Here is a 13,852-nt window from a genome sequence, read left to right as displayed (position 1 = left end):
CGCGTCATCCCTTCCGGTCCAGGCCGGGCAGCACCCGCAGGCGTCCGCGGGCCGCCGCTCCGATGCGTACCCGGGGCTCGGCCGTGGCCCAGCGGTCCACGCTGCGCCGCAGCGACGTGAGCGCCAGCTCGTCGAGCGACACCCGGTTGGAGTCGACCCGGCCGGTGTCGTCGATCTCGTTGGCGCCGATCTCCCGCAGCAGGACCGCGCCCCGCTCACCCGTCGAGGGCCGGCGCAGGTCGAGCACCTTGAAGTTCGTACCGGGCAGGAACAGCACCCGGTCCTCGACGTGCTCGTCCCCCTCCGGCTCCAGCAGGCTGGTCCGGCGGGCGGTCATCGACCAGATCAGCACGTCGGTGTCGCCGTCCTCGGACGCGCACGGCTGGGTCAGCGCGTTGACGAAGCTCCAGTCGGTGACCAGCCGCCGGTCCTGGTAGAGCGCCCACTCCCCGGCGGTCGGCGACAGCCGGTAGACGGTGGTGCCCCGGAAGGACGGCATCCGGGAGACCCCGGCGACCACGCAACGCGCGAACGGCACGTGCGGCCCCTTGCGGCCGGAGCGCAGCCCGGCGTCGACGCCCGGTCCCCGGCCGGTCAGGTAGAGCCGCAGCGCGACCGAGTCGGCGAGCACGTCCTCGGTGGACACACCTGAGCCCTGCATGCCCGGGTGCTCGGACATGATCCGGGACACCGAACTGGCCATCACGTCGAACTCGCGGCTGAGCGTGCGGCGCAGCCAGGCGCGCTCGTCGGCGAGCCCCTTCTTCTCCGACAGCAGCGCGCCCGCGCCGGCCGGGGGCACCGGCTGCACCCGTGCCTCGGCGGCCACCTCGGACGGCTCGGCGTCCTCCGCCTGCCCGGCCTGCCCGGTCGGCTCGGCGGTCTTCGCCGGCTCGGCGGCTTCCGCCGGGCCGGCCCCGGCGGTCTTCGCCGGTTCGGCGGTGTCCGCCGGGCCGGCACCGGCGGGCGGGGCGGAAGTCAGGTCGACGGACGTCGGCGGCGGGGCCACGACCGGCGCGACCGGCCCGGCCGCCACCGGCGGCGTCGCGAGCGCCTGGCCGAAACCGGCGGGCATGGTCGGCGGTGCCGGCTCGCCGAAGCCCGCCGGCATGGTGGGCGGCGCGGGGTACGGGTCGTGTCCGGCGTCCTCGACGGGTGCCGCCGAGGGCCCCGGGTCGGCGGCGGCCACCGGCCCGACGGCGACCGGTCCGGCCGGCCCCGCCGGCGCGACGGGGGTGACCGGCTCGACCGAGGCGACCGGCCCGCCAGCGGTGGCCCGCGCGGCGGGAGCGACCGGCTCGCCGGGGACGACCGGCGGTGTGGGGGCGGCCACCACCACGGGCGCGACCGGCGGCGCTGTCGGCAGTGGCACCGCGGGCGGGGCCGGCAGCTCGGACACGAGCGACACCGTGGGCGGCTCGGGCAGGTCGGCCACGGGCGGCGCCGAGGGCGGCTCGGGCAGCTCCGACACGACCGGCGTCGCCGCCGGGAGCGGCACCGCGGGCGGAGCCGGCAGCTCCGGCACGCCCGGCGGTGCTGCCGGAGGCGGCACCACGGGCGGAGCCGGCCGCTCGGATGCCGGTGGCATCGCCGGAGGTTCCGGGAGCGCGGACACGAACGGCACCGCGGGCGGAGCCGGCAGCTCGGACCCGAGCGGCGCGACCGGGGGCGGCGGCAGTGCGGGCGCGACCGGCAGCGGCACCGCGGGAGGTGCGGGCAGCGGCGGCGCCGAGGACGGCCGTGACGCGAGCGCCTGCTCCCGCTCGGCGGACAGGGCCGGCGCGGGAACGGCGACCACCACGCCGTCCGCGGCGGCCGGGGCGACCGGCGCGGGCGGGGCGACCTCCACGTACGCGGGCACCGGCACCGTCGTGCCCACCGCACGCATCTCGGCTTCGAGGTCGATGACCACCTCGGCCCGGCTGGCCGGTTTCGCGCCGGGCACCAGCACCGACGCGGGCATCAGGGCGCGGCCCGCGCCCGCCATGCCGTCGACCCGTGCGGCCAGGTCGACCGCCAGTTCCCGCATCCGGTGCGCGGTGGAGTGGACGGTGTCGTCGAAGACGAGCGTGCCGCTGCCCGCGTCGAGCATCGCGGACCGGACCTGCTCGGCGTTCTTCGGCTCGGCCGTGGAGCGTACCCAGAGGCCGGTCTGCACCACCTCGACCACCGCGCCGGGGGCGAACCAGTAGACCCGGGGCGCGACCTCCTCGGCGCCGGCCAGCGGCGGGCGGTGGCTGAGCACCGTGGGGCGGCGGGCCCGCGAGTTGGGGTGCGCCCGGGGCGAGTACGACAGTTCGAGCGCGTACGGCGCCCAGCCGAACGCGCCGTCCGGCAGCACGGTACGGATCTCGTACCGGTGCGGGCTGCCGATCGGCACGCCGGTGTAACAGGTGACCTCGGTGTTCAGCAGGTCGGCGAGCGCCTGGCCGAACGCCTCGCCCTCGGGGATGCGGACCTCGCCGAACTGCACGAAGCGCACCCGCTGCCGGTTCTCCTCGTCGAGTCCGCGCCAGAAGCGCACCACGTCGTCCAGCGACAGCGGCGGCGTGCCGGGGCAGCCCAGCAGCACGGTCATGGTCTCGGCCTGGCAGGGCACGTACGCGGTGAGCCGCTGCCGTTGCGGGTCGACCACCTGCGGGTCGCGGTTGCTGTGGATCCAGACCCCGGCGGGGATCGGCTCGATCTCGGCGGTGGCGCTGGACGGCCGGGTGTCGATCGCGGCCCGGTCCCACCGCGGCGTCGGGTAGCGCTTGGCGTCCCAGGCCGGCGGCCGGCCGGGCCGGAACCGCACCCAGCCGCTGCCCGGTGCGGAGTGGACGAACAGCGTCCCGGCCGAGCCGCGTACCAGGTCGCCGTCCGGGGCGATGACGGTGCGGTTGAGGCGTTCGGAGAGCCACTGACCGGCCATGGCCGCGGAGTTGCCGTGCCGGCCGCAGGCGATGAGCCGGATGCCGCGGCGGCGGCGCGGCAGCACCCCGGCCATGGCCTCCCACGCGCTGATCGGCATGCCGTCGCCGAGGTCGAGCACGACCACGTCGTTCTCCGCGTCCTCGATCATGGACAGCGCCAGCGACTGGGCCTCGGGACTGATGGCGTCCTCGGCGTGCACCACGAGGGCGTTGCCGACGGTGTGCTGGACGACGCCCTCGGGACGGTCCTTGCCGCCGCCGAACAGGTCCCGGATCCGGGTTGCCATGATCGACCTACCCCACTTCTGCGGCCGCGAGGGCCCTCATGCCCAGCGTCGGGCCCTGGGGCACCAGCGCGAGCAGCTCTCTCGGGAAGGGAACGTTCACGACCCGGTCGAGCTTCAGCGCCCGTACCGCGTCCTGGTCGCCGATCGGGTAAGCCTTTCCGTCGTCCGCGATGTACGTGGGCAGGGGTTGCGCCGCACCGGAGCCGACCGGTGCCGGGAGCACCGCCATGCCGCTGCCGGGCGCCAGGAGCACCGACGTGCGGCCGTCGGGGCGGACGCCGGAGCGGGCCGGCGGGACGAGGACGGCGGTGCTGTCGAACCGCGTCCCGTCCACCGGGCTCTGGCGCAGGCACAGCGCGTACGGGCCGGGCTCCTGCGGGGTGAGGCCGGTCAGGTCGGGCAGCCGGGTGAGCAGCGACCGGTCGGCCGACATCCGCGCGGCGGCGAGGCCCGCGGCGCTCAGCTCCACCGGCTGCTCCTTCCCGGAGGTGGCGGTGGCCAGCAGGAACTCGGTCCGGCTCAGCGGCGCGAGGCCGTCGCGGCGCAGCACCAGCAGTTGCTCCGCGCCGGTGTCGGGACGCTGGCGGAACAGCGTGCCGATCGGGTACGTGCGGTCGCCGACCCGCCCGGAGCGGCCCTCGCCGGGGATCGTGGCCGGTGCCAGGTCCGGTCCGTCGGGCAGGAAGTCGAGCCAGTCCTGCGGCGCGGGCACCTTGCGGGTGGTGGTGGCGCCGAGCGCGGCGAGCACCGCGGGGTCGGCGACGCGGTGCTTGCGGTCGGCGGTCACCAGGTAGGTCGGCCCGTCGGCGGCGCGGACGACGGCGAAGCGATCGGCCGGCACCGGTACGGCCTCGGCACGCGGGTCGAGGTTGATGCCGAGCCGGTCGCCGGGCTCGTCGGCGACGGAGCCGGGCAGGCAGGCCAGCCACGGGCCGGCGACCATCGACCCGGTGGCGACCGACTGGGGCGCGCCGTCGATGCCGATCGACGGTCCGCGCGGAACGTCCTTGATCGACTCCTTGGAGATCAGCTTGACGGTGGCGCCGCCGCCCTGGATCAGCATGGCCGAGGTGAGGTTCGGCGTCGGGCGCAGCACGCCGTCGAGGTAGACGTACCGGTTGCCGCTCTCCTTCTCCACCAGGATCACGCCGCTGCGGGTGTACGCCTTGCTGCCGCCCGGGACGATCCACCCGTAGACGGCGAACCCGGCCACGACCAGGACGCTGATGAGCACGCCGAAGGCCAGGCCGGTGACGGCGCGCTGCCCGGGTATCTCCGCCGTGGACGGGTCGCCCTGCACCAGGGCGGAACTCAACCGGCCCATCATGAACTGGTGGGCGTGGACGTGGTCGCGCTGGGTCTGCACGGCCGGCTACCCGAAGAGTCCGCGGGCCCAGGCGTAGAGCCCGAGCACCTGGGCGAGCACCGGCAGCACGGCCAGGCCGGTCGCGACGTCCAGCCCGCCGGCCGTGTACTCCCAGAACGGCAGCATGCGTCGCGGCCACGGCCGCAGCGCGGCCATCACCAGCGGCACCAGGAGGGCGACGAGCCCGCCGAGCAGGACGTACCGGCCGGTCGGGGCGAGCTTGTCGGAGAACGTCAGGGCCACCATGAGGTAGCCGACGGTACCGGCCGCCACCAGGGCGACCCGCTGCCAGAACCCGAAGAAGGTACGCGAGCGCAACAGGATTGCACCCGATGTCACGAGCACGAGCGTCCACCCGGACCAGCCCGGCACCCGCATGGTGTGGTGCATCAGCACCGGCAGGACCAGCGCGGACGCGGTCATGCAGGCGGTCAGGTAGGTGTCCGCCTCGTCGGCGCGCGACTTGACCAGGTCGGAGTCCTCCGGCTCGATGTCGTACGACATGTCGGCGCCGGTCTTCGGCAGCTGCGGTCCGCGCAGCCGGGCCAGCTTCACCGCCGCCCGGGGCGCGATCACGATCAGCACCAGGATCACCGACACGGCCACCGCGGAGACCTCCGGGGCGGTGAGCGCGAAGCCGTCGCCGGCCAGCAGCACGAGCACCACCATCGCGGCGGTCAGCGCGGCGATCAGCAGCGGGGCGAACGGCATGACCGGCGTGACCGTGCGCTGCGCGATCAGCAGGAACGCGGTCACCGCGACGACCGCGACGGCGGCGGCCAGCCCGGCGGCGGCGTTCCAGGCCACGCCGTCCGGGTCGCCGTCGACGGCGCTGGACGCGGCGACGGCCGCGAAGAACGCCGCGCCGCCGCCGAACAGCAGCGGGAACGCGCCGTCGGTCTGCTGGCGGGCGCTGACGATCGCCGCGGTGAACAGGCCGGCCGCGAGCACGGCGCCGGCGACCACCTGGGGCAGCACCGGCCCCCGGTCCACGAGCACGGCGGCGATCAGGCCCATCGCCACCAGGGAGAGCACCAGGAACAGCACCCGGCGGTACTCCGGCTGCCACCTGTCGGCCCGCCGGTTGACCACTGTGGCGACGCCTTCGGCGAGGTCGTCGAAGTCGAGTTCGGGCAGCGGGTCCTGCGCCGGGCGCAGGTGCAGTTCCTCGCCCTCCAGCCAGTCCAGGCTCTCCGGCGTGCCGGACAGCTCGAACGGCGCCTGGCCGAGGCGTTGCAGCACCCACGACTCGTCGGGCACCTCGCCGTCGGGCACCCGGGCCAGGTCGGTGGTGTGCCGCACCAGCAGCGGCATCAGGTTCGCCACCGGCATCCGGGCCGGTACGGCCAGGTCGGCCCGGCGGGCCGGCCCGATCACCGTGATCCGGCACAGTTGGTCGTTCAGCGCTGCGGTCACCAGCGAGCCTCTCTCATCGGGCCGTGTCCGACACGAAACCGGTCTGCATCAGGCGTACGCCGCGCCGGGTGACGAGCTGGGCGCGCCCGGGCGGCAGTTGGCGGGGCTTCGCCTCGCCGAGGAACTTGCCCTCCTCCTTGGGGTAGGAGAAGAGCGTCGCGGGCGTGCCCAGCTCCCACATCCGCCGGATCACCGGGTCCATCATGGCCCGCATCGCGCCGGAGGTGCTCCGCGCGACGATCACGTGCAGGCCGATGTAGGCGCCCTGGGCCAGCAACGGCAGGAGCGGGTCGAGCGTCGAACCCATCCCGGTGCTCTTGGTCATCAGGTCGTAGTCGTCGACGATGACGAACAGCTCCGGCCCCTCCCACCAGTCGCGTCTGCGCATCCGCTCGGACGAGACGTCCGCCCCGGGCATCCGCCGGTTCATCGAGACCGACGCCTGGCCGGCCAGCTCGTGCATCTTGTCGCCGGTGAACGCGAACCCCACCTGGTACGCGGCGCCGATCGCGGTGTCCAGGTCGCGGCGCGAGTCGCCGAGCACGACCTTCGCCCGCTCCGGCGGGTAGTGCTGCTGGATGGACCGCAGGACGAGCCGGAGCAGGTTCGTCTTGCCGGTCTCGCTGTCGCCGAGGACCAGCATGTGCGGGGTGGTCATGAAGTCGTGCCAGACCGGGGCGAGACGCTGCTCGTCCTGGCCGATGACGAACTTGAAGTCGGACTCGGGCGGCGGCAGCGTCTCGACCATCAGGTGCGCGGGGAGCATCCGTACCGGCGGGGCGGCCGGGCCGGGCCAGAACGTGCCGATCTCCTCGACCACCGACTTGGTCGCCTCGGCCAGGTCGCCCACCTCGGAGCTGCCGTCCATCCGGGGCAGCGCGGCCAGGAAGTGCAGCGCGCCGGCGGTGAGGCCGCGGCCGACCTGGTTGGGCACCGTGGCCGCCTTGCGGGAGCCGTGCTCGGACTCCATCGCGTCGCCGAGCCGCAGCTCCAGCTTCGTGCCGAGCAGGTCCCGCATCCAGGTACGCAGCTCCGACCAGCGGGTCGCGGTGACGATCACGTGCACGCCGAAGGACAGGCCGCGCGAGGCGAGTTCCTGGAACTTCTGCTCCAGTTCCTGGAAGTCCTGCTTCATCGTGTACCAGCCGTCGATGACCAGGAAGACGTGTCCGAAGCCGTCCTCGATCACCCCCTCGGCGACCTTCGCGAGATAGCTGGACATGGAGTCGAGGCCGTGCCGCGCGAACTCGGCCTCCCGCTTCTCCATGACCTGGAGGACCTCCTCGACCGTCCGGACGACGCGGTCGCGTTCCATCCGGGTCGCGATCGAGCCGACGTGCGGCAGGCCGGCGATCGAGGCGAGGCCGCCACCGCCGAAGTCGAGGCCGTAGAACTGCACCTCGCGGGGCGTGTTCGCCAGCGACAGCGCCAGGATCAGGCTGCGCAGCAGCGTCGACTTGCCGCTCTGCGGGGCGCCCGCGATGCCGACGTGGCCGTCGGCGCCGTTCAGGTCGACCACCAGCAGCTCGCGCAGCTGCTCGGCGGGCCGGTCCACCACCCCCACCGGGACGCGCAGGCCACCCTGGACGGCCGGGTCGTCGATGGTCATGCCGCGTACCGGGTCGGGCAGCACGCTCGGCATGAGCGAGTCCAGGCTGGGCGCGGCGGACAGCGGCGGCAGCCAGACCTGGCGGGCCGGCGGGCCCGAGCCGGCGAGCCGGTCCAGCAGCACCTCGACCAGGCTCGGCCCGTTCGCGTCGGCGGCGGGCTCCTCGACCTGCTCGGCCGGACGCTCCGGCCCGGGGTCGTGGCGCACCGCGACCTGCCGGGTGGTGAACGGCACCACGTCCGCGGTCGGCTCGTCCCCGGCGTCCGCGACGCCGCCGCGGCGTCCGGTTCCGGTGTACGCCCCGGAGACGTACGCCGCCTTGAAGCGCACCAGGTTCGTGGTGTCCACCTTGAGGTAGCCGTTGCCGGGCTCGGGCGGCAGCTCGTACGCCGCGCCCACGCCGATGACCGACCGCGACTCCATCGAGGAGAACGTGCGCAGCGCCAGCCGGTACGACAGGTGCCCCTCGACCCGGTTGATCCGGCCCTCGTCCAGGCGCTGGGAGGCGAGCAGCAGGTGCACGCCGAGCGACCGGCCGAGCCGGCCGATGGACACGAACAGGTCCATGAACTCGCTCTTGCTGGACAGCAGCTCGCTGAACTCGTCCACGATGATGAGCAGCACCGGGAACGGCACGAGCTGGGCGCCGTTGCCGCGCGCCTTCTCGTAGTCGAACAGGGAGGCGTAGCCGCTGGCGCGCAGCATCTCCTGCCGCCGGGTCATCTCGCCGTTGAGCGCGTCCTGCATCCGGTCGACCAGCGGCAGCTCGTCGGCCAGGTTGGTGATGACCGCCGAGGTGTGCGGCAGCTTGTCCATGCCGAGGAAGGTGGCGCCGCCCTTGAAGTCGACCAGCACCAGGTTGAGGATCTCCGAGCTGTGCGTCGCGGCCAGGCCGCAGACGAGGGTACGCAGCAGTTCCGACTTGCCCGAGCCGGTGGCGCCGATGAGCAGGCCGTGCGGTCCCATGCCGCCCTGCGCGGACTCCTTCAGGTCCAGCTCGATGACCTCGCCCTCCTCGGTGACGCCGATCGGCACCATGAGGCGGTTGCGTTGCGGGGTGCGGGTACGCCACAGCGCCTGCACGTCGAAGGTCATGGCGTCGCGGATGCCGAGCAGCGTGGTCAGCTCGAAGCTGGTGTCCAGCGGCTCGTCGGAGACCTCCAGCGTGCCGCTGGTCCGCTTCGGCGCGATGATCCGAGCGAGCGCCTCGCACTGGGTCTGGTCGAGCCCGTCACGCCGGGCCGTACCGGTCGTCGCGCCGGCCGGGAACTCCACCACGTCGTCGGTGACTGTCAGCCGCAGCACCTTGGGGCCGCCGGGCATCGCGCCGGTCAGGTCGAGCAGCACCACGTTGCGGATGCCCGCGCCGAGCAGGCGGGAGCTGTCCGGCAGGTCCACCAGATGCGCGACGATCACCAGGAGCGGCTCGCTGGTGGTGGGTCTGACGGCCCGGTCGTGGTCGCCCCGGTCGGTGATCTCGGGGCCGAGCATGTCCATCAGCGCGTCGTGGCTGCCGGCGAACATCCGGACCGGGCCGGCCGCGTCGTACGCGGTGGGGTGGGCGTTGTGCGGCAGCCACTTGACCCACTCCCACGGGCGCCGGTGCACCTCGGCGGCGAGCACCGCGATCCGCAGCTCGTCCGGGGCGTGGAAGGTGGCGAGCTGCGCCACCATGGCGCGGGCCAGGTCGATCGCCGGGTCGATCGCGCCCTCGAACTCGACACTCGTGAAGCTCGGCAGGCCGACGGAGGTGGGGATGCCGGACACCGTCCGGTACGCCTCGGAGAACCGCCGCAGCGAGATCGACGACAGCGGTTCGAGATCCTCGATCGGTTTGGTGGACGGCGGATCGAACTTCAGCATCGCGGTCTGCCGGCCGAGGCCGATGCGGACCCGGCCGAAGTCGTCGTGGCTGGGCCGGCGCTCCCACAGCCGGCTGCCCATCGCGATCGACCACAGCCAGCCCGGCTGCGGGTTGTTCCACAGCACGTGCCGGCGCTGCTGGTCGGCCGCCTCGCGAGCCTGCTTGCGCAGCTGCCCGATGTAGCGGAGGAAGTCGCGCCGCTCGCCGCGCATCTTGCGCTTGCGCTCGGCGGCCGCCCGGCCGATCTGCATGACGCCCATGAGCAGCATGCCGCCGGCCATCGCGCCGCCCATCACGTACATGATCGGGGTGCGGTTGTAGAGGCCGAACATGGCGAGCATCGCGCCCATGCCGAGGCCCATCGGCACGACCATCGCGAACGAGCGGAAGTCGAGCGGGGCCTCCTCGGCCATCAGCGGCGGCTCCTGAAGCTCGATCGAGCCTTCCGGCGCCTCCGGGCCCGGCGCGCGCGGCGGGCGCTTCACGGTGACCGTACTCATCCGATCGTCCCCGCGTCGGCGCCGTCGCCGCCCCAGACGGTGCGCTCCTGGCGCAGCAGCTTCACCGCGTAGCGGTCGTTGCGGTAGCGCTCGGCCACCTTGACGTCGTCGTCCTCCTCGGCCTGGCGCTTCTTCTCCTTCTTCGCCCGCTCCTCCTCGTCCCGGCGGCGTCGCTCCTGCTCGGCCCAGAACGCCTCGGCGCGGGCGGCCGCCGCCTTCTCCTCCTCGGCGAGCGACGTCGTGAACTCCGCGTCGCTGACGCCGGGCTCGCCGCACCCGCGCATCTTCTCCAGGTCGGCGCCGAAGAAGTCGAACGTGCCGTCCGCCGGCCGGGGCGTCTTCGCGGGCGCGACCCGCCGCCACACGGCGCGCGGAGGCTGCGGTGTCTCCGACATGGTCACCCTTCCCTGCCCTCGTCCGCTGACGGACCGGTCAGCCAGTCCGCGTCGCTGAGGTCGTCCCAGCCCGTCGTGTCGTCGGGGTCGTCGTCCGGACGGACCAGCGGCACATGGTCGTCGGCCGCCGGCCGGGCGCGGTCACCGCCCCAGACGGCGTCGTCCTCGCGCAGCCCGGCGGCGGGCTCCCGGCCCGCGCCGGGCTCGCGGTCGTCGTCGCGACCGGAGCGCCGGACCGTGCCGGCCCGGGCCGGGTCGTCGGGGTCCGCGCCGGCCGCCGCGCGGCCGGACGTCTGCGGGCCGGGACCGGCGAGTCCGGCCACGGCGGCGGTGCCGGCCAGCCCGAGCGCGCCGGGGACCGCGACCGCCACCTCGCCCTCGGCCACGGCAGCGGCCACGCCGGCCTTCCGGTGCGTCCCCTCCGGACCGCCGCCTCCCGGCGAGGCCGGCTGGTTCCCCTGCGCGGTTGGGTTCGGCTGCGCGGGCGGACTCGGCTGTGCGGGCTGGTTCGGCTGCGCCGGCGGATTCGGCTGCGCGGGCTGGTTCGGCGCAACTGCCTGGGCGGGTGGGTTCGGCACCGGGCCGGGTTGGGCGGGCAGGCCCGGCTGGCCCACGATCACCGGAGCCGCCACGACACCGCCGGCCGCCGGCTCCGCGAGGGCCGGAGGCGGCGCGACGGCCGGAGCCGGCGCAACGGCCGCGGGCGGTGCAACGGCCGCGGGCGGCTCGGCCCGCGGCGGCGGTTCCACCGCCGGGGACAGGTCGACCACGGTCGGCACCTCCACCGCCGTCGGCGGTGCGATCACCTCGGGTACGGGCGCGCCCGGCGACGTACCGCCGATGCCGGGCACGGGCGCTGCCGGAACCTCCGGCGCGGCCGGTTCCTCGGCGGCGGCCCCCGGCACGCCCGGATCTCCGGCTACGGGCGGACCCGGTTGCGAGCCCGGCACGCCGGTGACCGGCGCGGAACCGTCGGGGCCCGCGCCGCCGCCCGCCGTCGCGTCGCCCGGCCCCGGCCGCGGGCCGGGCACGCCGGCTACCGGCGCCGAGCCGTCGAGTCCCGCGCCACCGGCCGCCGTGCCGCCGCCCGCCTCCGGTCCGCCGTCCCCCGGTCCGGCCGGAGTCCAGTCGGCCTCGTCCGTCCGGATCAGACCGGACGCGTCGGACGCGGCCCGGGGTGTGGTCCCGGCCGGTGCGTTGGCGCCCGGCGGGCCGGCCACCGGCGGCACCACACCGGCCGCCGGCGGCGTCGCACCGGCGCTCGGCGGCACAGGAGGCGCGGAGTGGGCCGGCTCCCCCAGCCCGACACCGCCCGCGTCCGCTCCGGTGGGCGCCTGCGGTGTGCCGGTGTCGGGGGTCGACGGGCGCCAGTCGTCGAGGTCGGCCCGGATCAGTCCGGAGGCGTCGGGCGCGTCCGGCACACCGCCGCCGGGCGTGCCCGCACCGGCGCCCGGCGCACCCGGCGCTCCGGGCATCATCGGCATGGCGGGGCCGGCCGGCGCCGCCACCGGCGAGTCGACGCCGACGCCCGGAGCCACGGACGGGGCGGCGGGGATCTGCGGGCCGTCGACGCCGAGCCCGTCACCACCGGCCGGCGCACCGCCCGACCCGTCCGGTACACCCGCGTCCACGCCCACCGGTCCCCAGGTCTCCGGATCGCCGCTGACGAGTCCCCGGGCGTCGGGCGACTCGGCCCCGCCGGGATTGTTCGCGCCGCCCGCGGGCCCCGGCATGCCGGGCATGGGCGGCATGCCCGCACCGAGCCCGGCGCCGCCGGACGAGGCGCCGGCCGGCGCGCCGGGAACCTGCACGCCGTCGAACCCGGGTGACCGCCAGTCCGCCTCGTCGCCCTCCACCAGGCCCTTGGCGTCAGGGGCCTCGGGGACACCGGATCCGCCGCCGGCACCGGCACCGGGAGCGCCCGCGCCGGGCATGCCCGGCATCATCGGCGACTGGAAGCCGCCGCCACCGGGGACGGCGCCACCGGGGGCGGCCGGAATGTCCACACCGCCGACGGCCCCGGGGGCGAAGTCGTCGCTGTTGCCGAGCAGCCCGTTCGCGTCCGGCTTCTCCGGCAGGCTCGGGCTACCACCCGCGCCAGGGCCGGCGCCTCCTGGCGAGCCGAAGCCGGGGACGCCCGGCGCGGTGAAGCCGCCGCCCGGTCTGCCGATGCCTGCGCCCGTGCCCGCCCCGGGCTTCAGGCCGCCCACCTCACCCGGTCCGGAGAACGACGGCGGCTTGACCGAACCGGTGCCGCCCGCGCCGCCGCCCAGGTTGGCCGAGCCGGGCGGCTTGATGCCCGGCGGAACCACACCGGGGACGAATCCGCCCGGTACGCCACTGCCGGGCAGACCGCCGCCCGGGAGGCCGCCCGGCCCATTGATGCCGGGCGCGTCGAAGCCGGGCGCGTCGAAGCCGGGCAGCCCGCTGCCGGCACCCCCGCCGCCGGGCGTGGGACCGCCGATCTCGCCGGGGCCGGAGAACGACGGCGGGGTGAAGGTCCCCGGTCCCTGGCCGGTGCCCGGTCCGCCGGTGCCGGGCCCACCGGCCAGGTTCGGCGGGGTGATCGTGGGCACCGTGATGTTCGGCGGCGCGTTGACCGGCGGAGTGGTGACGCCACCGATGGAGGGCGTGGTGAACACCGGCGGGGGGACCGTCGGCGGGGGCGTGAGGTTCGGCGTCGTGAGGTTGGGGGTGGTGAGGTTCGGCATCGTCGGCGTGGTGATGCTGGGCGTGGGCATGGTGACCCCGGACGTCCCCGCCCTGTCGGTGGTCATCCTGTACTTCTCGGCGACCGTGTGGACGACCTCGGACATCTGCTGGGCCATCGGCTTCTCGTACTCCGTGCCGCTGATCGGCACCGGGCCGCTGCCGCTTCCCACGCCGTTGTCCGAGGCGATCGACGCCCAGGCGCGGTCCAGGTAGGTGATCGTCTGCTGGGCCCAGGACAGATGGTTGGCGGCGTCGTAGAGCTGCGACGGCAGCGAGTTGCGGTTGGTCGAGGAGTTGATGCTGTTGGCCGCCGTGGTGGAGTCCGGGATTGCGCCGCCGGCCAGGTGCTCTGCCTGCTTGCCGAGCAGGTCGGCGTAGAAGTTCATCTTGTCGCGGAACCCGTTGGCCGCCGGCCCCTTCCACGCCTTGTCGTCGCCGACCATCGAGGTGACGGCGGTACGGATGGTCTGTTCGAGCCAGATCAGCAGGTCCTGGGTCGCCTGGAAGGCCTGCGCGGTCTCGACGACGGACCGGACGCTCACCAGCGTTTCGGCATGGTCCCGCCCGCTCTCGGTGGTCAGCGCGGCGCCGCCGTTCACCGCGGCCTCGAGCTTCCGCCAGCCCCGGGTCTCCTTCGCCCAGGTCTGGTAGTCGTACAGGTCGCTGACGGGGATCACCTTGGGTGGGAAGGTGGCCGCCTCCTCCGCGGGGTCGTTCCAGCCGTCGAGCTTGCTGTCACCGAGACCGTTGCCCATGCCCTGTCCCTCTTCGCGAGCGGCGAGACCTGTCCG

The 13,852-nt window shown here is 75.0% G+C and carries 6 protein-coding genes; all 6 read right to left on the bottom strand.

Features of this window, described 5'->3' with window-relative positions; translation table 11 throughout:
* Window positions 1–4: 4 nt before the first annotated feature.
* Genes M8C11_RS01360 through M8C11_RS30385 form a run of 6 tightly spaced genes read right to left on the bottom strand, consistent with a single transcriptional unit; the run spans window position 5 to window position 13,816 of the window.
* Window positions 5–3,199 (bottom strand): hypothetical protein, encoded by a 3,195-nt coding sequence (locus tag M8C11_RS01360; RefSeq protein WP_252447904.1) that lies wholly within the window; start codon window positions 3,197–3,199, stop codon window positions 5–7.
* A 7-nt stretch (window positions 3,200–3,206) separates the two neighbouring features.
* On the bottom strand, window positions 3,207–4,565 hold the full coding sequence (gene eccB / locus M8C11_RS01355; RefSeq protein WP_252447903.1) for a type VII secretion protein EccB: 1,359 nt from the start codon (window positions 4,563–4,565) through the stop codon (window positions 3,207–3,209).
* Window positions 4,566–4,571: 6 nt separating this feature from the next.
* Window positions 4,572–5,981, bottom strand: a complete 1,410-nt coding sequence (gene eccD, locus M8C11_RS01350) for a type VII secretion integral membrane protein EccD (protein WP_121683182.1) — start codon at window positions 5,979–5,981, stop codon at window positions 4,572–4,574.
* Between the two features lie 13 nt (window positions 5,982–5,994).
* Window positions 5,995–9,954: a type VII secretion protein EccCa gene (eccCa, locus tag M8C11_RS01345; protein ID WP_252447902.1), complete on the bottom strand. Its 3,960-nt coding sequence runs from the start codon at window positions 9,952–9,954 to the stop codon at window positions 5,995–5,997.
* Window positions 9,951–10,349 carry a hypothetical protein gene (locus M8C11_RS01340; protein ID WP_252447901.1) on the bottom strand — a complete coding sequence of 133 codons (399 nt, stop codon included), beginning with the start codon at window positions 10,347–10,349 and terminating at the stop codon, window positions 9,951–9,953. The genes eccCa and M8C11_RS01340 overlap by 4 nt, the downstream gene beginning before the upstream one ends.
* A 2-nt stretch (window positions 10,350–10,351) precedes the next feature.
* The gene (locus M8C11_RS30385; RefSeq protein WP_305884523.1) at window positions 10,352–13,816 is read right to left on the bottom strand and encodes a hypothetical protein; all 3,465 of its coding nucleotides are present in this window, start codon (window positions 13,814–13,816) and stop codon (window positions 10,352–10,354) included.
* Window positions 13,817–13,852 lie beyond the last annotated feature (36 nt).

This window comes from Micromonospora sp. CPM1, from assembly GCF_023896895.1.
GTDB classification, from domain to species: domain Bacteria; phylum Actinomycetota; class Actinomycetes; order Mycobacteriales; family Micromonosporaceae; genus Micromonospora; species Micromonospora tulbaghiae.
This window is presented reverse-complemented; position numbering and strand designations above follow the sequence as displayed.